A 19,327-nucleotide genomic window follows, 5' to 3' on the forward strand; every position below is an offset into this window, starting at 1 on the left:
GGCACACAGTGCACAGGCAGCACGCTCAGCCCCCACCCCCCGGCAGCGACCGCCGCCTCCAGCACCCCCGCCTCGGGCACGGCCACCAGCCGCACCATGGCCCACCACCACAGCGCCCCCAGCCCCAGCGCGACCCCGCGGACCCCCCAGTGCCGGCTCCCCCGGCGCACTATCCCCGCCATGGCCGCCACCTCCAGCCCGACGCTATGCAGCCACCCGGACCAGCAGACAGGGCGCACCACGGGCACACGGGCGCACCGCACGCACCGTCCGGGCAGCGCACGCCACTCAGGCCGCGCACACCGCACAGGCGGCGCACGCACCCACGACGCACCAGCCCCGCAGCGCTCACCGGCCTCGTAGCGCTCCACCGCCCGGCACCGCGCACCCCAGCGACCCCACACACCCGCCCCACACCGCGCAACCCTTCGCACCGCATGGGCATGGATGCCGGAGACCGCGACACAGTAGGAAAACTCGCGCCCGGCGCGCGTCGAGGCGCGTCCGCGTCACCCGCTCCCGCGCTCTCTTCCGTCACCCGTTCTCGGCCTGGAACATCCAGTGATGCTTCTCCAGGTCCGCTGTGATCCCGATGAAGATGTCCTGGCTCACCGGATCCGGCTCACCGGTCGCCTCGACCCGCTCCCGCATCCGCGCGATCACCGCACCCAGCGCGTCGACGAGCGTCCCCACGGCGGTCGTGTCGTCGACCCAGCCTTCGGGAGTCACTCCGATCCCGCTGCCGACGGCCACGGTCGCGGCACGCCCGTCAGGGGAGATACCAAGGGCCGCGGCGCGCTCGGCCACGGTGTCGGAGTACTTCCGCGCGATGTCGACGACCTCGTCGAGCTGGAGATGCACGGAGCGGAAGCGCTGCCCCACCACGTTCCAGTGGATCTGCTTCGCCACGAGGGCGAGATCCACCAGGTCCACCAGGGCACCTTGCAGCGCCTCGGACACGGTCTTCAGGCTCGCGTCCGACAACGGGCTCTTCACGACGTACATCCGCACCTCCGAGGACTGCCCCCGCCATCCCCTCAACGATGACCGCCGCACGCCCCACCGGCAAACGCACACATATCAGACACCGCCTGCGCGAGACGGCGACAGCCGGCCCGGGGCAAGCGAAAACCCCGGGCGCACCCCTCCGGATCCTCCGGAGAGGCCCGGCCGGGGCCTCGATCATGCCGTGTGAGGGCAGAGCCTCACGCGGCGACGACGTCCACCGCTTCGGCAGGCGCCTTGATGGTCACCCGTTCCGGTGGCACACCGGTCACCGACACGGAACCCAGCATCGAGCGAACCGGCGTGGGTACAGGCTCGCTGGGGGTGGCCGCTGCAGACTGGGCCAGCTCGGCGAGGGCGAGCTCGTCGCTCACTTCCCGCATGAGTTCGGACATCCGTACGTCCAGCGCGTCGCAGATGGCGGAGAGCAGCTCGGAGGAAGCCTCCTTCTGCCCCCGCTCCACCTCGGAGAGATAGCCGAGTGAGACTCGGGCGGACGAGGAGACTTCGCGCAGAGTACGGCCCTGGCGCTGGCGCTGCCGACGCAGCACGTCACCCAGCAGGCGACGGAGCAGAATCATCGGTGGCTCCCTCCTCGGACCGCGTAGCCGCATCCATTACGCCCCACCGTACCGCCTTGCGCCGCGGCCGTGCGGGGAGCGATGTCGTGTTCACTCAGGGCTGCAAACATCAAAACCCCCCGTTCCGTTCCGTATCCTGTGCCCGCTCATTCCCAGTCTGTTCGCTCGCAAGCTCCTTCAGAAGCAGTGCGAGTACGCTCCGTACACTCTCTCTACGAATTTCCGCGCGGTGGCCGTTCAACCGCAGAGCCTCCACTTTTCCGCCGCCGGCAGAACCGGAATCGGCTCGGGCCGGTCCGTCCACGGCGACGAAAACCGTGCCCACGGCCTGTCCGTCCTGCGGCTCGGGACCCGCGACACCGGTGGTCGCGATGCCCCAGTCGGTGCCGAGCGCCTTGCGTACACCCGCCGCCATCTCGGCCGCGACCTGCGGATCTACGGCTCCACGCGCCGCCAGCAGGGCAGCGTCGACACCGAGCAGGCGGTGCTTCAGGTCGGTGGCGTAGGCGGTCACCGAGCCCCGGAAGACCTTGGAAGCCCCGGGGACGGATGTGAGGTCCGCCGCAACGAGGCCACCGGTCAGCGACTCCGCGACAGCGAGCGTCTCGCCCTTCACCGTGAGTAGTCGCACCACGTCGGTGGCCGTGGAACTCACGCTTCCTTCTCCTCCAACGCAGCCTTGCGCTCGGCGATTCCCTGCCTGCGCAGCACAATGGCCTGTTTCACATAGTCGAGCCCGGTCACCACGGTCAGCACGACCGCCGCGGCCATCACCCACCACCTCAGAGTGGCCAGCCACCCCGTCAGCGCCAGCACGTACATACCGACGGCCACGCCCTGGGTGAGGGTCTTCAGCTTGCCCCCACGGCTGGCGGGGATCACGCCGTACCGGATGACCCAGAAACGCAGCAGGGTGACGCCGAGTTCCCGGCCGAGGATGACACCGGTCACCCACCAGGGCAGATCACCGAGGGCGGACAGACAGACGAGCGCCGCCCCCATGATCGCCTTGTCGGCGATGGGGTCGGCGATCTTCCCGAAGTCCGTGACCAGGTTGTACGTGCGCGCCAGGTGACCGTCGAACAGGTCGGTGATCATGGCGATGGCGAAGGCGGCCCAGGCGAAGGCCCGCCATGCCGGGTCGTAGCCGCCGTCGGCGAGCATCAGCGCGACGAAGGCCGGTACGAGGACCAGCCGGAGCATGGTCAGGAGGTTGGCGATGTTCCAGACGCTGGCCTGGTCGACGGCCGCGGCAGCGATCTTCCCGCCCCGCGGGGTCTTCCCTTCGCCCTGCACGTCGAGGCCACCGTCCTCGCCGGGCACGGCCGCGCCGGCACCGGGCACCGCCCCGGCAGTCCCGCCGTCACCCACACCGGCCGAGGCTTTGGACGCCCCGCCCTCGCCCGACCGCATGGCCGGGGCAGCGGGCGTCACGGCGGCCGCACCGGCCGCCGCCCTCCTCGCGCCGGAGGCGCCTCCCGCCGCGGATGCCGGGACACCGGTCATCTGCCCGCCTCCTCACTCCACGCAGGCGACGTGAGCGAGCCCTGCAGCGGCTCGGCCACCAGGTCGACACCTTCCGTACCGACCACCTTCGCCTCGACCATACGGCCGACGCGCAGACCCGCGCCGCTCGTGAGGAGCACCTGGCCGTCCGTCTCCGGCGCCTGGTGCTCCGCACGGCCGTACACGCCGTCCTCGTCGACGGACTCGACGAGGACCCGCACGCTCTGGCCGACGCGGTCCTCGGCCCGCTGCGAGACGAGTTCCTCGGCCAGTCGCGAGATGTGGGCCAGCCGCTCGGCGACGACGTCCTCGTCGAGCTTGTTCTCGTAGGTCGCCGCCTCGGTGCCCTCTTCGTCGGAGTAGCCGAAGACGCCGATGGCGTCGAGCCGCGCGCCGTTCAGGAACCGCTCCAGCTCGGCGAGGTCGGCCTCGCTCTCGCCGGGGAAGCCGACGATGAAGTTGGAGCGGACACCGGCCTCGGGCGCCTTGCTGCGGATGGTGTCGAGCAGTTCCAGGAACCGGTCGGTGTCGCCGAAGCGGCGCATCGCGCGCAGCACGCCGGGCGCGGAGTGCTGGAAGGACAGGTCGAAGTAGGGCGCGATCTTCGGGGTCGAGGTGAGCACGTCGATGAGGCCGGGCCGCATCTCGGCGGGCTGGAGGTAGCTGACGCGCACCCGCTCGATGCCGTCGACGTCGGCGAGCTCGGGCAGCAGGGATTCCAGGAGGCGGATGTCGCCCAGGTCCTTGCCGTAGGAGGTGTTGTTCTCGGAGACCAGCATGATCTCCTTCACGCCCTGCTCGGCCAGCCACCGCGTCTCGTTCAGCACGTCGCTGGGGCGGCGGGAGATGAAGGAGCCACGGAAGGACGGGATGGCGCAGAACGAGCAGCGCCGGTCGCAGCCGGAGGCGAGCTTGACGGAGGCGACCGGGGAGCCGTCCAGGCGGCGGCGCAGGGGCGCGCGCGGGCCGGAGGCCGGGGCGAGACCCTCCGGAAGATCCGCCGGCGCGACGGCGGGCTCGGCCGGGCCGTGCCCGGGCAGCGCGACGTCGGCAGCCGACTCCTGGCGCTCCGCCGGGCTGATGGGCAGCAGCTTGCGCCGGTCGCGCGGGGTGTGCGAGGCGTGGATGCCGCCGTTGAGGATGGTCTGCAGGCGGTCCGAGATGTCCGAGTAGTCGTCGAAACCGAGCACGCCGTCGGCCTCGGGGAGGGCTTCGGCGAGTTCCTTGCCGTACCGCTCGGCCATGCAGCCCACCGCCACGACGGCCTGGGTTCTGCCGTGCCCCTTGAGGTCGTTGGCTTCGAGGAGGGCGTCGACGGAGTCCTTCTTGGCGGCTTCGACGAAGCCGCAGGTGTTCACGACGGCGACGTCCGCGTTCTCGGCGTCCTCCACGAGCTGCCAGCCGTCCGCCTCCAAACGGCCTGCGAGCTCCTCCGAGTCCACCTCGTTACGGGCGCAGCCAAGGGTGACGAGTGCGACGGTACGGCGTTCAGGCATGGGCTCAAGACTACTTCGTCCCGCTGACACCCCACGTCGACGGGGTTGGCCGTTTCCAGGCCAACCCCGTACGAACTGGACGTTTCGGTCCGGTCACCCGGCTTCGGGGTCGCCCTTCGTGTACGTCAGGCGCTCCACGGACCCCGGCTGGAAGTTCTCCTCGATCTTCTTGCCGTTGACGAAGAGGTCGATCGCGCCGGCGTCTCCGAGGACGAGGTGGACCTTCGAGCTGTCCTGGAAGGTCTTGGTGTCGCCCTGCTTGAGAACGCCGTCGAAGATCATCCGGCCGTTGTGGTCCTTGGCGGCGATCCAGCTGCGGCCGTCGGCGGCGGCCACCCGGACCGTCACCTTGTCCTGCGGCGCGGCCGCGATGGCACTGTCGGACGGCTCGGGCTCGGGGTCGGCGGGCTTCTTGGTCTTGGTGGTCGGGGAGGCGGAGTCGCCGGGCGTGGAGCCCTCGGCCACGTTCGCCTCGGTGCTGCCGTCGTCGCCGCCCTGGAACATCGTGAAACCGACGAAACCGATCACGGCGACGATCGCCGCGACCATGGCCGCGGTCCAGTTGGGCCCCCGCCGCTCCGGACGGATGCGTTCCGCCTCGAAGAGAGGAGCTGCCGGGGTCGGTGCCGGACGCCCCCCGTGCTCGTCGCCGTACTGGGCGAGCAGGGGCCCGGGGTCGAGGTGGACGGCCTTGGCCAGGGTCCTGATGTGCCCACGGGCGTAGACGTCCCCGCCGCAGGCGGAGAAGTCGTCCGCCTCGATCGCGTGCACGATGTTCATACGGACCCGGGTGGCGCTACTGACGTCGTCGACGGTCAGCCCGGCGGCGATACGAGCCTGCTGCAGGGCACGGCCGATCGAGGGGCGGGCTTCCTCGCGGTCTGCTTCGACGTGCTCGTTTTCGAACGGACGCTCGTCTTCAGGGGAGTTGCCGATGGACACGGGGGCGCCTTTCGAGCGTGTAGCCGCCTGTGCTGGAAGTTCAGTCTAGGGGGGTACCAAAAGGGTGGGGCAACCGGGCGGTGTCACTTTGTACGCCATCGGAATGGCCCGACATTCCGATGGTGGGCTCGCTGGTTGTCGCTTCCCTCAACTTGACGTACGCCGCAGGGAAACGGTTGCTCGATGATCCCTTACGGGTGAGTCACGATCCGGACACCCGTTTGCCGTAACGCCCCGCGAGGCGATCACCGTGTCCCGTTTCCCTACCCTTCAGACTCCCCCCGGATCAGGGCGAGCACGCCATCCAGCTCGTCAGGCTTCACAAGAACGTCACGAGCCTTCGAACCCTCGCTCGGTCCGACGATGTTCCGGGACTCCATCAGGTCCATCAGCCGCCCGGCCTTGGCGAAGCCGACGCGCAGTTTGCGCTGGAGCATGGACGTCGACCCGAACTGCGTGGAGACGACCAGTTCGGCCGCCTGGCACAGCAGGTCGAGGTCGTCGCCGATGTCCTCGTCGATCTCCTTCTTCTGCTTGGTGCCCACGACGACGTCGTCCCGGAAGACCGGCGTCATCTGGTCCTTGCAGTGCCGGACGACGCCCGCGATCTCCTCCTCGGTGACGAACGCGCCCTGCATACGGGTGGGCTTGTTGGCCCCCATCGGAAGGAACAGCCCGTCGCCCTTGCCGATGAGCTTCTCGGCGCCCGGCTGGTCGAGGATGACCCGCGAGTCGGCCAGCGAGGACGTGGCGAACGCCAGCCGGGACGGCACGTTCGCCTTGATCAGACCGGTGACGACGTCCACCGACGGCCGCTGCGTGGCGAGGACCAGGTGGATGCCGGCCGCGCGTGCGAGCTGGGTGATGCGCACGATCGCGTCCTCGACGTCCCGCGGTGCGACCATCATCAGGTCGGCGAGCTCGTCGACGATGACCAGCAGGTACGGGTACGGCTGGAGCTCGCGCTCACTGCCCTCGGGCGGTTTGACCTTGCCCTCGCGCACGGCCTTGTTGAAGTCGTCGATGTGCCGGTAGCCGTAGGCCGCCAGGTCGTCGTAGCGCAGGTCCATCTCGCGTACGACCCACTGGAGCGCCTCGGCGGCCCGCTTGGGGTTGGTGATGATCGGCGTGATCAGGTGCGGGATGCCCTCGTACGCGGTGAGTTCGACCCGCTTGGGGTCGACCAGGATCATCCGCACGTCCTCGGGGGTCGCCCGCATCATCACCGAGGTGATCAGGCAGTTGATGCAGGACGACTTGCCGGAGCCGGTGGCGCCGGCGACCAGCATGTGCGGCATCTTCGCCAGCGAGTGCATGACGTAGCCGCCCTCGACGTCCTTACCGAAGGCGACCAGCATCGGGTCGTCGTCCTCGGCGGACTCCGCCAGACGCAGTACGTCTCCGAGGTTGACCATCTCCCGGTCGGTGTTGGGGATCTCGATGCCAACCGCGGACTTGCCGGGGATCGGGCTGATGATCCGCACGTCCGGGCTGGCGACGGCGTAGGCGATGTTCTTGGTCAGCGCGGTGATCCGCTCGACCTTCACGGCGGGGCCGAGCTCGACCTCGTAGCGCGTGACCGTCGGCCCGCGGGTGAAGCCGGTGACGCTGGCGTCCACCTTGAACTCGGTGAAGACCGTCGTCAGCGACTCGACGATGAGGTCGTTGGCGGCGCTGCGCGCCTTGCCCGGGCCGCCGCGCTCCAGCAGGTCGAGCGACGGCAGGGAGTACGTGATGTCGCCGGAGAGCTGGAGCTGCTCCGCGCGCGGGGGCAGGTCGCGCGGTTCGGCAGGGGGTGCCTTGGTGAGGTCGCGGACGCCCGCCCTCGGCTTCTGCGGCTCGGGCTCGTCCTGCTCGGGCCTTTCCTGCTTGGCCTTGTCCTGCTGGGGGCGTGCGGCCGGGACGGGCGTCGGGGTGGTCGCCTCGTGGTCCCCTGCCCGTACGCCCTGGGTGAGGTCGGCGACGACCGGCGAGGGCGGCATGCCGTGCAGCACGGCACCGTCGAGCGCTGCGGCGGCCGCCGCAGCGACGTCCACGGCGTCCCTGCGCCGGTCCATGTCGGGTTGCGGCACCGCCGAGCGGCGAGGACGGCCACGGCGCCGGGTGAGGGCTTCTTCCTCGGCAGTGTCCGGGTCGTACGCCGCGGGCGCCGGCCCGCGTCGGCCGCGCGGGCGCGCGGGCAGCGCCTCGCGCCACTGCTCCTCGTAGCGCTCGTCGTCCTCGGCGAAGACGAACTCGTCCTCGGCCGGGTCGCGCAGGATCCCGAGACGCACCCCGAGCAGCCGCAGCCGCTGCGGAATGGCGTTGACCGGGGTGGCCGTGACGACCAGCAGCCCGAAGACGGTCAGCAGCGCCAGCAGCGGCACGGCGAGCACGTCGCCCATGGCGTACGACAGCGGCGTCGCCATGGCCCAGCCGATGAGACCGCCGGCGTCCCTTATGGCCTGCATGCCGTCGCCACGCGCGGGTGAGCCGCACGCGATGTGGACCTGGCCGAGCACGCCGATGACGAGCGCGGACAGGCCGATGACGATGCGTCCGTTGGCCTCGGGCTTCTCCGGGTGACGGATGAACCGCACGGCGATGACGGCGAGGAGTATCGGCACGAGCAGGTCGAGCCGGCCGAAGGCGCCGGTCACCAGGATCTCGACGAGGTCGCCCACGGGGCCCTTGAGATCGGCCCAGGTGCCCGCGGCGACGATCAGCGCGATACCGAGCAGCAGCAGGGCGACGCCGTCCTTGCGGTGGGCCGGGTCGAGGTTCTTCGCGCCCTGCCCTATGCCGCGGAACACGGCGCCGACGGCGTGCGCCACACCGAGCCAGACGGCCCGCACGAGCCGGTAGATGCCGCCGGTGGGACTGGGGGCCGGTTTGGGCGCGACCTTCTTGGCCGCGGCCTTCCGGGCGGGCGCCTTCTTCGCGGGAGCCTTCTTGGCGGCGGCCTTCTTCGCCGGAGCCTTCGCGGCCGCCTTCTTCGCGGGCGGCGGCTTCTTGGCTGCGGAGGGACGTGAGGCCATGGGTGTGAGGTTACCGGGGGAGACGACAGGGGACACGCGTGTCCACCGCTTCACCCGTTCGTGTCGCTCCGGGAGAGGCACGAAACTGACGCGCGGTCACCGGTGGACAATCCCGCCTGCGCACGCGTCAGTTCTGCGAGGACACCGAGGACGTGCTCCCGGTGCCCGGCTCCAGCGCGTCCAGCGCCCGCCGCAACCCCGTGAGCTTGCGCTCCAGATGAGCCGCCGTGGCCACCGCGGCGGCGTCCGTCGACTCGTCGTTGAGCTGCTTGGTCAGCGCTTCGGCCTGCTCCTCGACGGCCGCGAGCCGTGCGGAGAGCTCAGCGAGCAGCCCGGCCGACTCCTTGGCCTCGCCGCCCGCGTCCTTGCCGTTGCCCTCCAACTGGAGCCGCAGCAGCGACGCCTGCTCCCGCAGCTGGCAGTTCTTCATGTACAGCTCGACGAAGACGGAGACCTTCGCCCGCAGCACCCACGGGTCGAACGGCTTGGAGATGTAGTCCACCGCGCCCGCCGCGTAGCCCCGGAAGGTGTGGTGCGGGCCGTGGTTGATCGCCGTGAGGAAGATGATCGGGATGTCCCGCGTCCGCTCGCGGCGCTTGATGTGCGCGGCCGTCTCGAAGCCGTCCATACCCGGCATCTGGACGTCCAGCAGGATGACCGCGAAGTCGTCCGTGAGCAGCGCTTTGAGCGCTTCCTCCCCGGACGATGCCCGCACCAGCGTCTGATCGAGCGCAGAGAGGATCGCCTCCAGCGCCAGCAGATTCTCCGGCCGGTCATCGACCAGGAGGATCTTGGCCTTCTGCACCATGGCCCGCCCTCCTCGCCCCGGCGTGGGGCCTCCCCTGTCCGCAGGACCTGCGGCAGCACCGGTGGGTGCCGCCCCAGGGGACGACTCCCTTGCGCCGCCCTTCCTTGTGCCGGTCATCGTAGCCGCACCCTGCCCGTCGCCACACCCTGTCACCGCGATGTCACTGTGCACGTAGCAGAAACGCAGCAGGAGACCAGAAGGTTCCCCAGATCTTGTACTTCTACACGACTATGCGCACACCGAGTCCGCAACTCCGCGTGAACACCGAACCTTCCCGACATGGTCGCGCGACTGACCGACGTTCCCCTCATTCCCCTCGCATCCACTGATCCATCACCGCCAGCAGGTGATCGGGGTCGACGGGCTTCGTCACGTAGTCGGAAGCGCCCGACTCGATCGCCTTCTCGCGGTCGCCCTTCATCGCCTTCGCCGTCAGCGCGATGATCGGCAGCCCGGCGAACTGCGGCATCCTGCGGATCGCCGTGGTCGTCGCGTACCCGTCCATCTCGGGCATCATGATGTCCATCAGCACGACCGCCACGTCGTCGTGCTGCTCCAGGACCTCGATGCCCTCCCGGCCGTTCTCCGCGTACAGCACGGACAGGCCGTGCTGTTCCAGGACGCTGGTCAGGGCGAAGACGTTGCGGATGTCGTCGTCGACGATCAGGACCTTCTGGCCGCCGAAACGGATGCCGCGGTTCGACCTCGGCGCCGGCTCCTGCTCGGACGGAGTCCACTGCTCCAGCTGCGCGGGGCGCGGCGGCAGCTCGGGCATCCTGCGGCGCCGCCGGAACAGTGCGGCGGGCCCGTTCTGCGTCTCCCGGTACGAGGTCACCTCGGCCGGCGTCTCGGCCTCCACCTCCGACAGCTCGGACGTCGACGCCACCAGGTCGCCGGCCTCCAGGGCGGGCAGCTGCTGCTGGTAGCCCTGCGGCGGCAGTTCGCTGGGGTGCAGCGGCAGATACAGCGTGAACGTCGAGCCACGGCCGGGCTCGCTCTGCGCGTAAATCTCACCGCCGAGCAACTGCGCGATCTCCCGCGAGATGGACAACCCGAGACCCGTACCGCCGTACTTGCGGCTGGTCGTGCCGTCGGCCTGCTTGAACGCCTCGAAGATCACCCGCATCTTGCTGGACGCGATGCCGATGCCCGTGTCGGTCACCGAGAACGCGATGAGCCCGGCGTCCGGATCGGCAAGCGACCCGGTCTCCAGCAGCTGCTCCCGGATCTTCTGCGGCACGTCGTCCCGCGCCGGCCTGATGACCAGCTCCACCGACCCGGAGTCGGTGAACTTCACCGCGTTCGACAGCAGGTTGCGCAGCACCTGCAGCAGCCGCTGCTCGTCGGTGTGCAGCGTCGCCGGCAGCTCCGGCGAGACCCGCACGGACAGATCCAGGCCCTTCTCCGCGGTCAGCGGCCGGAAGGTCGCCTCCACGTAGTCCACGAGCTGGACGAGCGCGATCCGCGTCGGGGAGACGTCCATCTTGCCCGCCTCGACCTTCGACAGGTCCAGGATGTCGTTGATGAGCTGGAGCAGGTCCGACCCGGCTCCGTGGATCGTCTCGGCGAACTCGACCTGCTTCGGGGAGAGGTTCCCCTCGGCGTTGTCGGCGAGCAGCTTGGCCAGGATCAGCAGCGAGTTGAGCGGCGTACGCAGCTCGTGCGACATGTTCGCCAGGAACTCGCTCTTGTAGCGCATCGACACCGCGAGCTGCTCGGCGCGCTCCTCCAGGACCTGCCGCGCCTCCTCGATCTCGGTGTTCTTCACCTCGATGTCGCGGTTCTGCTGGGCCAGCAGCTCGGCCTTCTCCTCCAGTTCGGCGTTGGACGCCTGGAGGGCCTTCTGCCGCTGCTCCAACTCCGCCGAGCGCTCCCGCAGTTGCTCGGTCAGCTCCTGCGACTGCGCCAGCAGCAGCTCCGTCTTGGTGTTGACGGAGATGGTGTTGACGCTCGTCGCGATCATCTCGGCGATCTGGTTCAGGAAGTCCTTCTGGATCTGCGTGAACGGCGTGAAGGACGCCAGCTCGATGACGCCGAGCACCTTCCCCTCGAACAGCACCGGCAGCACGATCACCTGCGCGGGCGGCGCCTCACCGAGCCCCGAGGAGATCTTCAGGTAGCCGCTGGGCGCGTTCTCCACGAGGATCGTGCGCTTCTCCGTGGCGGCCGTCCCGATCAGCGCCTCACCGGGCTCGAACGACGTCGGCATCGAGCCCATCGAGTAGCCGTAACTGCCCAGCATGCGCAGCTCGTACTGGTCGTCGTCCGCGGCGTTCATGTCCTCGCCGTCGACGAGCGGCATCGCCAGGAAGAACGCGCCGTGCTGCGCGGAGACGACCGGCGTCAGCTCGCTCATGATCAGCGAGGCCACGTCCTCCAGGTCGCGCCGGCCCTGCATCAACGCCGAGATCCGGGCCAGGTTGCCCTTGAGCCAGTCCTGCTCCTTGTTGGCGATCGTGGTGTCGCGCAGGTTGGCGATCATCTTGTTGATGTAGTCCTGGAGCTCCTGGATCTCCCCGGACGCGTCCACGTCGATCTTCAGGTTCAGATCGCCGCGGGTCACCGCGGTCGCCACGCGCGCGATGGCACGCACCTGCCGGGTCAGGTTCCCGGCCATCTCGTTCACCGACTCGGTCAGGTCCCGCCAGGTGCCGTCCACGTCCCGCACACGCGCCTGGCCGCCCAGCTGCCCTTCCGTGCCCACCTCGCGGGCCACACGTGTGACCTCTTCCGCGAAGGACGACAGCTGGTCGACCATCGTGTTGATGGTCGTCTTCAGCTCCAGGATCTCCCCGCGCGCGTCGATGTCGATCTTCTTCGTCAGGTCACCCTTGGCGATGGCCGTGGTCACCATGGCGATGTTGCGCACCTGGCCGGTCAGGTTGGACGCCATCTGGTTCACGGACTCGGTGAGGTCCTTCCACGTACCGGCCACACCCGGTACGTGCGCCTGGCCACCGAGGATGCCGTCCGTGCCCACCTCACGGGCCACCTTGGTGACCTGTTCGGCGAACGAACTCAGCGTCTTCACCATCGTGTTGATGGTGTCGGCGAGCTGCGCGACCTCGCCGCGCGCCTCGATGGTGACCTGCCGCGTCAGGTCACCGTTGGCGACCGCCGCCGAGACCTGGGAGATGTTCCGCACCTGAGTGGTGAGATTTTTCGCCATCAGGTTGACGTTGTCGCTCAGGTCCTTCCAGATGCCCGTGACACCCGGCACGTGCGCCTGGCCGCCCAGGATGCCCTCGGTGCCCACCTCGCGGGCCACCCGGGTCACCTGCTCGGCGAAGGAGGAGAGCTGGTCCACCATCGTGTTGACGGTCGTGACCAGTTCGAGGATCTCGCCCTTGGCGTCGACGGTGATCTTCTTCGACAGATCACCTCGGGCCACTGCCGTCGTGACCTCGGCGATGTTGCGTACCTGGATGGTCAGGTTGTTCGCCATGCCGTTCACGGACTGGGTGAGGTCCTTCCAGGTGCCGGAGACGCCCTGCACCTCGGCCTGGCCGCCCAGGATGCCCTCCGTGCCCACCTCACGGGCCACACGCGTGACCTCTTCGGCGAACGACGACAGCTGGTCCACCATCGTGTTCAGCGTGTTCTTCAGCTCCAGGATCTCCCCGCGGGCGTCCACGGTGATCTTCTGGGACAGGTCACCCCGGGCCACCGCCGTGGCCACCTGGGCGATGTTGCGCACCTGGCCGGTCAGGTTGGACGCCATGCCGTTCACGGAGTCCGTCAGGTCACGCCAGACACCGGCGACACCGGGCACCTGCGCCTGACCGCCCAGCCGGCCGTCCGTACCCACCTCGCGCGCGACCCGGGTCACCTGGTCGGCGAAGGCCGAGAGCTGGTCGACCATCGTGTTGATGGTGTTCTTCAGCTCCAGGATCTCGCCGCGCGCGTCGACGTCGATCTTCTGCGACAGGTCACCCCGGGCCACCGCCGTCGTCACCTGCGCGATGTTGCGCACCTGGGAAGTGAGGTTCCCGGCCATCGAGTTGACGGAGTCGGTGAGCTCCTTCCACGTGCCCGAGACACCGTCCACCCGAGCCTGCCCGCCCAGGCGGCCCTCCGTGCCCACGTCCCGGGCCATCCGCGTCACCTGGTCGGCGAAGCTCGACAGCTGGTCCACCATCGTGTTCACGGTGTTCTTCAGCTTGAGCATCTCGCCGGAGACGTCGACGGTGACCTTCTGCGAGAGGTCGCCGTTGGCCACCGCCGTCGTCACCTGGGCGATGTTCCTCACCTGACCGGTGAGATTCCGGAACGCCGTGTTGACGGAGTCCGTCAGGTCCTTCCACGTGCCCGCCGCGCCGGGCACCTGCGCCTGGCCGCCCAGCTCACCCTCGACACCGATCTCCCGCGCCACACGCGTCACTTCGGCACCGAAGGCGGACAGCTGATCCACCATCGTGTTGACGGTGTTCTTCAGCTCCAGCATCTCGCCGGCCACGTCCACCGTGACCTTCTGCGACAGGTCGCCATTGGCCACCGCCGTCGTCACCGCGGCGATGTCCCGCACCTGAGTGGTCAGATTCCGGAAGACCGTGTTCACCGAATCGGTGAGGTCCTTCCACGTCCCCGCCGCACCCGGCACGTTCGCCTGACCACCGAGCTGCCCCTCGGCCCCGACCTCGTTGGCCACGCGCGTGACCTCGTCCGCGAAGATCCGCAGCGTCTCGGTCATCTGGTTGATCGTGTCGGCGAGCTGGGCAACCTCGCCGCGCGCAGGCACGGTCACCTTGCGCGACAGGTCACCGTTGGCCACCGCGGTCGTCACCTCCGCGATCCCGCGCACCTGCGCCGTGAGGTTCCCGGCCATGGTGTTCACCGAATCGGTGAGTTCCTTCCACACACCGGCGACACCCGGCACCTGCGCCTGACCGCCGAGCGCGCCCTCGGTGCCCACCTCACGCGCCACACGCGTCACCTCGGAGGAGAACGCGGAGAGCTGGTCGACCATCGTGTTGACGGTGTTCTTCAGCTCCAGCATCTCGCCGGCCACCTGGACCGTGACCTTCCGCGACAGATCGCCCTTGGCGACCGCCGTCGTCACCAGCGCGATGTCCCTCACCTGGGCGGTCAGCCGGTTCGCCATGGTGTTGACGGAGTCCGTCAGGTCCCGCCACGAACCCGACATGCCCCGCACCCGGGCCTGCCCGCCCAGCTTGCCCTCGGTGCCCACCTCACTGGCCACCCGCGTGACCTCGTCGGTGAACGTCGACAGCTGGTCGACCAGGTTGTTGACGGTCCGCCCGACCTTCAGGAACTCGCCCCGCAGCGGCTGACTGTTCCCGTCCGCCGCCTGCGTCCGCAGCTCCATACGCGGCGACAGATCACCCTCCGCCACCGCCGACAGCACCCGGCCGACCTCGGAGACCGGCCGCACCAGGTCGTCCACCAGGGCGTTCGAGTTGTCGATCGCCGTCGCCCAAGAGCCCTCGCAGGCACCCGTCTCCAGCCGCTCGGTGAGCTTGCCCTCGCGGCCCACCATCCGCCGCACCCGCGACAGCTCACCCGTCAGATGCAGATTGCGGTCGGCCACCTCGTTGAAGACCGCCGCGATCTCGGCCATCACGCCGTCGCCCGACACCGTGAGCCGCTTGCGGAAGTTTCCGTCCCGCATCGACACCAGGGCCGCCATCAGCCGGTTCAGGGCCGCCGTGTCCACCTCGGTCGTGCCACTGCGCACCTTGCCCTGGTTGATCGGGGACTGTCCGCCTTTCGCGCGCGTCTTCTTGCCACGCGTCGCTGCGCCAGACTCCACTGTGTCCCTCCCGCAGGGGTCGACCGTCTCTGCTGTGCTCGGGTACCACGCTCGGCGTACCGGTTACTACTGCGTATTCTCTGCCCTGCATGCCAGGCCGTCTCCAGGGGGCTGCTGCCCAAGGTCACCTCCGGGCACACGGCCTGCCCTGACCTTCACAAGAAGCTTGCCCAGTGTTTCACCCTGGCCGAACCAGGCCATAACAGTTCGGCAGCTTCGCACATCGTCCGCACACCCTCCGGACGGAAACACTGCAGACCGGCATCCGCATGGACCGCGAAGGTAAGTAACCTTGCATCCGGCTGTCCAGCCGCGCCGGTCCGTCCGGCCTGGGCGGTGGCACGAAGACGAGCGGGCATCGGAGGGGCGGCCGCACACAACATGACCACCGGACTGATCCCGGGGGAACAGCCCCCGGACCCCCGGCCGACGGGCGCCCTGCCCCAGCAGCGGCGCGAGCCGGCCGGCCACGCAGCCCAGCACGTCGAGAACCGGTCGAGGAGTTCTGTGATCACCGCGCGCGCGGCCGCCAGTTTCGAGCCCGTCGGGCGATCGGTCGCGAGCGCCCGCTCCTTCGTCCGCGACACCCTCCAGGGCTGGGGTTTCGCGGACATCGTCGACGACGCCGTCGTTCTCACGAGCGAACTGGTGACCAACGCCGTGGTCCACGCCGGCACCTCCGCCGACGTGCTGTGCCTGCGCAGCGACGAGGGCGTCCGCATCGAGGTGGCCGACCGCTACCCCGAACGCGAGATCCCCCTCCAGGGTGCGGCGATCAACATGGGCAGCCCCGACCGCGAGGGCGGCCGCGGACTCCAGCTGTGCGCGGCCCTCGCCGGCCGCTGGGGCGTGGAATACATCCCCACCCACAAGACCGTCTGGTTCCAACTGGACCTGCCCGCACGCGCGGTGGGCACCCGTACGGCCGGCCCGGCCCTGCCCTTGGACCTCCTCCCCCTCGCCGACAGCCGGGTCCGCGTGGCCGTCGTCCAGGTCGACCGCACCGGCCACATCGCCGCCTGGAACGAGGACGCCGAGGACCTCTTCGGCTACCCGGCCGAGCAGGTCGTCGGCAAGCCCCTGACCGACCTCGCGGCCTGGCCGCACACGCCCGGCACCAGCACCGGCATCGCGGAGGCCCTGCGCCTCTCCCGCTGGGAAGGCAGCTACGGCATCCGCGCCGCCACCGGCCGCGTCACCCCTGTCTACGCCTCCCACCTGCGCGTCCGCGACACCGCAGGCGAACCGTCAACCGTGTGCCTCCTCGTACGGGACCACGAACGGGCAGTTCTGCAGACCCCGCTGCGCGGCCCCGCCTCCGACACCTCCGGCGGTTCCGAGGGCCAGAGCACCGACCCCTTCGAGGTCTTCATCGGCTCCCCCGCCCCGGACGACCTCGACGGCCTCCTCCAGCGCACGGTCGAGCGCGCCCGCGACATGCTCGACGGCGACTCGGCGTTCCTCCTGCTCGCCACCGACGACGAAACGGAACTGGAGGTCCGCGCCTCCACCGGCCTCCCCTCCGCCCGCCAGCGCTTCGCCCGCGTCCCCGTCGAAGCCGGCCCCGGCCGCTACGGCTCGGCCCGCATGCCCGCCGTCCACGACGACCTGACCGCGGTCCCCGGCGCGGTGCCGCTGCTGAACGGCACGGGCATGCGCTCGGTCGTCACGGTCCCCCTGAAGGTGGAGGGCCGCCTCACCGGCTCCCTCGGCGTCGCCGCCGAAGCCCCCGCCAGATACTCCAACGAGGAGGCCCTGCGCCTCCAGTTCGCCGCCGACCGCATCGCCCTCGCCGTCGAATCGGCCCGCCTGGGCGAACTGGAACGCCTGCGCCGCGGCTCCCTCAGCTTCCTCGTCGAGGCCTCCGACCTCCTGGCCGGCACCCTGGACCGCGACCAGACGCTGGCCCTGATGGCCCAGATGACCGTCCCGACCCTCGCCACCTGGTGCGCCGTCTACACGATCGCCGACCAAGCCTCCGAGCCCTACCTCTCCTACGTCCTGCACGAGGACGAGGAACTCATCGACGGCATCAAGTACCTGCTGTCGAAGGTCCCCGCGCCCGACCCGGTCCCCACCCCCGGCGCCCGCGTGTGGACGGCCCCCGCCGAGGTGGCCCACCAGGCGGCCCTGCGCAGCTCCATGCGCAGCCTGGGCCTCAGCGGCAGCCCGACCCGCCAGGTCACCCCCGGCATCGGCCCCACCCTCGCGACCGCCTCCGCCGTGGGCGGCGAAACCGTGGTCCTGCCGCTGGTCGCCCGCAACCGCGTCATCGGCATGCTGACCCTCGGCAAGCCCACCGACGAACACTTCCGCCAGGAGATCCTGGAACTGGCCGAGGACCTCTCGCGCCGGGCAGCCCTGGCCCTGGACAACGCCCGCCTCTACTCGGAGCGCACGGCGATCAGCCAGTCCCTCCAGCGCAGCCTCCTGCCCCCGGAGCTCCCCGAGATCGACGGCGTCGAGGTCGAGGTCATCTACCGCGCCGCCGGCGAGGGCAACGAGGTGGGCGGCGACTTCTACGACGTCTTCCCCATCTGCGACGGCGCCTACGGCTTCGCCATCGGCGACGTCTGCGGTACGGGCCCGAACGCGGCGGCGGTCACCGGCCTGGCCCGCCACGCCCTGCGCCTCCTGGCCCGCGAGGGCCTCACCGGCCCGACGGTCCTGGAGCGCCTGAACTCCGCGATCCTCGACGAAGGCGCCCGCAGCCGCTTCCTCACCCTCCTCTACGGCGAGATGCGCCCGCAGGAGGACGGCAGCGCGGAACTGAAAGTCGTCTGCGCCGGCCATCCACTCCCGCTGCGCCTTCGCCAGGACGGCACGGTCGAACCGGCCGCTGAACCCCAGCCGCTGCTCGGCGTCATCGAGGACCTGGAGCTCTACGAGCAGACCGTCACCCTCGACCCGGGCGACGTCCTGCTGTGCGTCACGGACGGCGTCACCGAACGCCGGGAGGGCGCCCGCATGCTCGGCGACGACGGTCTCGCCGACGTCCTCACGACCTGCACGGGCCTCACGGCCGGCGCGGTGGCGGCCCGCATCATGCGCGCGGTGGAACGCTTCGCTTCGGACGCCCCTTCGGACGACATGGCGATCCTCGCCATGCGCGTCCCCGGCCCCCACAAGGACTAGGGAAACGAAAAGGCCCCACCCGTGAGGGTGGGGCCTTTTTCTCGCTTGAGCCCCCAAGCGGAATCGAACCGCTGACCTTCTCCTTACCATGGAGACGCTCTACCGACTGAGCTATAGGGGCCTGTTGCTTTGCGAGGTCTCCCCCGCGGCAACGGAATAGATCATACCCCGAACAGACCCGTGCTCCCAACCACGTCAGAAGGCGGGCTGGAGAAGCCCTCCCAGGGCGTTGCAGGCCGACACGATCCGATGCATGTCCCGCTTGGTCAGTGACGCGTCCACGGGCAGCGCGAGCGTCTCGTCGGAAGCCCGCTCGGTCTCCGGCAGCGCGACACAGCGACGGAATTCGGGCAGCCGGTGCACGGGCGTCTTCACCGGCACCCGGCACTCGACTCCCCTGGCCCGCACGGCCCGCGCGAAGGCGTCCCGATCAGGCCGCCCATTCCCCGGAACCCGCACGACGTACTGCTGGTAGGTGTGCCCGTCACCGTCGTCCGGCGTCCGCACACCCCTCAACTTGGCATCGAGATAAGCCGCGCGCTCCCGGCGCTGCGCTATCTCGTCATACGGCGCCTCCGACTCCCCATGCTCCAGCACCAGCAGACCGTGCCGCTGTCCGAGGGCGTGCAGCCGACCGATGTCGGCGAGCCGGCCGAAGCGGTGGACGACGACCACGGCAGCGGTGCGCGAGGTGACCGCTGCTTCCACAGCAGCGGCGTCGAGACAGTAGGTGGCGGGGTCTATGTCGGCGAACACCGGCAGAGCCCCGGCCATGGTCACGGCTTCGGCCACCTCGACGTTCCCGAAGGCCGGCACGACGACCTCGTCACCGAGTCCGACCCCGGCGGCCCTGAGCATTGCAGCAGTACCCATGCAATGGATGCTCGTTGCGCAACGTGAACTTCAAGTGACGCGCAACAAAAAAGGGTTGGACCCGGAACCGAAGTTCCGGGTCCAACCCTTTCAATGATTGTTCGGCGGCGTCCTACTCTCCCACAGGGTCCCCCCTGCAGTACCATCGGCGCTGTAAGGCTTAGCTTCCGGGTTCGGAATGTAACCGGGCGTTT

General features: G+C 69.6%; 12 protein-coding genes, 1 tRNA gene and 1 rRNA gene. 1 reads left to right on the plus strand and 13 read right to left on the minus strand.

Annotated elements, in window-relative coordinates; genetic code table 11:
- The 10 genes from OO68_RS40630 to OO68_RS40675 all read right to left on the minus strand — a co-directional run.
- A partial coding sequence (locus OO68_RS40630; RefSeq protein WP_157852825.1) for a hypothetical protein occupies window positions 1-182 on the minus strand: 182 nt, incomplete at its 3' end.
- Window positions 183-534: 352 nt separating this feature from the next.
- Window positions 535-1,005, minus strand: a complete 471-nt coding sequence (locus OO68_RS40635) for a Dps family protein (RefSeq protein WP_033314529.1) — start codon at window positions 1,003-1,005, stop codon at window positions 535-537.
- A 200-nt stretch (window positions 1,006-1,205) separates the two neighbouring features.
- Window positions 1,206-1,586, minus strand: a complete 381-nt coding sequence (locus OO68_RS40640; RefSeq protein WP_033314530.1) for a helix-turn-helix domain-containing protein — start codon at window positions 1,584-1,586, stop codon at window positions 1,206-1,208.
- A 109-nt stretch (window positions 1,587-1,695) separates the two neighbouring features.
- On the minus strand, window positions 1,696-2,241 hold the full coding sequence (locus tag OO68_RS40645; RefSeq protein WP_033314531.1) for a CinA family protein: 546 nt from the start codon (window positions 2,239-2,241) through the stop codon (window positions 1,696-1,698).
- Complete coding sequence (pgsA, locus tag OO68_RS40650; protein WP_033314532.1) at window positions 2,238-3,092, minus strand: CDP-diacylglycerol--glycerol-3-phosphate 3-phosphatidyltransferase; 855 nt, start codon at window positions 3,090-3,092, stop codon at window positions 2,238-2,240. The genes OO68_RS40645 and pgsA overlap by 4 nt, the downstream gene beginning before the upstream one ends.
- Window positions 3,089-4,588 carry a 30S ribosomal protein S12 methylthiotransferase RimO gene (rimO, locus tag OO68_RS40655; protein WP_078625795.1) on the minus strand — a complete coding sequence of 500 codons (1,500 nt, stop codon included), beginning with the start codon at window positions 4,586-4,588 and terminating at the stop codon, window positions 3,089-3,091. Before rimO ends, pgsA begins: the two co-directional genes overlap by 4 nt.
- 93 nt (window positions 4,589-4,681) lie before the next feature.
- Window positions 4,682-5,530, minus strand: coding sequence for a helix-turn-helix domain-containing protein (locus tag OO68_RS40660; protein ID WP_033314534.1), 849 nt, complete (start codon window positions 5,528-5,530; stop codon window positions 4,682-4,684).
- A gap of 263 nt (window positions 5,531-5,793) precedes the next feature.
- Window positions 5,794-8,547 carry a DNA translocase FtsK gene (locus tag OO68_RS40665; RefSeq protein ID WP_209442681.1) on the minus strand — a complete coding sequence of 918 codons (2,754 nt, stop codon included), beginning with the start codon at window positions 8,545-8,547 and terminating at the stop codon, window positions 5,794-5,796.
- A 127-nt stretch (window positions 8,548-8,674) separates the two neighbouring features.
- Window positions 8,675-9,355 (minus strand): response regulator, encoded by a 681-nt coding sequence (locus OO68_RS40670; protein WP_030853408.1) that lies wholly within the window; start codon window positions 9,353-9,355, stop codon window positions 8,675-8,677.
- A gap of 307 nt (window positions 9,356-9,662) precedes the next feature.
- Window positions 9,663-15,125, minus strand: coding sequence for a HAMP domain-containing protein (locus OO68_RS40675; protein ID WP_033314535.1), 5,463 nt, complete (start codon window positions 15,123-15,125; stop codon window positions 9,663-9,665).
- A 381-nt stretch (window positions 15,126-15,506) separates the two neighbouring features.
- Between OO68_RS40675 and OO68_RS40680 the strand changes: the two genes are divergently transcribed.
- A complete protein-coding gene (locus tag OO68_RS40680) occupies window positions 15,507-18,260 on the plus strand; it encodes a SpoIIE family protein phosphatase (protein WP_033314536.1) in 2,754 nt (917 codons plus the stop codon).
- A gap of 48 nt (window positions 18,261-18,308) precedes the next feature.
- Here the strand turns inward: OO68_RS40680 and OO68_RS40685 are convergent.
- From OO68_RS40685 to rrf, 3 genes are all read right to left on the minus strand, one after another.
- A tRNA-Thr gene (locus tag OO68_RS40685) sits at window positions 18,309-18,381 on the minus strand.
- Window positions 18,382-18,455: 74 nt separating this feature from the next.
- Entirely contained in the window at window positions 18,456-19,118 is a 663-nt protein-coding gene (locus OO68_RS40690; RefSeq protein WP_033314537.1) for a DegT/DnrJ/EryC1/StrS family aminotransferase, read from the minus strand.
- Window positions 19,119-19,232: 114 nt separating this feature from the next.
- A 5S ribosomal RNA gene (gene rrf / locus OO68_RS43355) occupies window positions 19,233-19,327 on the minus strand; the annotation flags it as partial.

It is taken from the genome of Streptomyces iakyrus, assembly GCF_000717055.1.
Classification (GTDB): domain Bacteria; phylum Actinomycetota; class Actinomycetes; order Streptomycetales; family Streptomycetaceae; genus Streptomyces; species Streptomyces iakyrus.

Bases quoted from the DNA above. Each gene is read 5' to 3' on its own strand.
- OO68_RS40635 (WP_033314529.1), bottom strand. From the start codon at position 1,005: ATGTACGTCGTGAAGAGCCCGTTGTCGGACGCGAGCCTGAAGACCGTG.
- OO68_RS40690 (WP_033314537.1), bottom strand. From the start codon at position 19,118: ATGCTCAGGGCCGCCGGGGTCGGACTCGGTGACGAGGTCGTCGTGCCG.
- OO68_RS40670 (WP_030853408.1), bottom strand. From the start codon at position 9,355: ATGGTGCAGAAGGCCAAGATCCTCCTGGTCGATGACCGGCCGGAGAAT.
- OO68_RS40640 (WP_033314530.1), bottom strand. From the start codon at position 1,586: ATGATTCTGCTCCGTCGCCTGCTGGGTGACGTGCTGCGTCGGCAGCGC.
- pgsA (WP_033314532.1), bottom strand. From the start codon at position 3,092: ATGACCGGTGTCCCGGCATCCGCGGCGGGAGGCGCCTCCGGCGCGAGG.
- rimO (WP_078625795.1), bottom strand. From the start codon at position 4,588: ATGCCTGAACGCCGTACCGTCGCACTCGTCACCCTTGGCTGCGCCCGT.
- OO68_RS40680 (WP_033314536.1), top strand. From the start codon at position 15,507: ATGACCACCGGACTGATCCCGGGGGAACAGCCCCCGGACCCCCGGCCG.
- OO68_RS40665 (WP_209442681.1), bottom strand. From the start codon at position 8,547: ATGGCCTCACGTCCCTCCGCAGCCAAGAAGCCGCCGCCCGCGAAGAAG.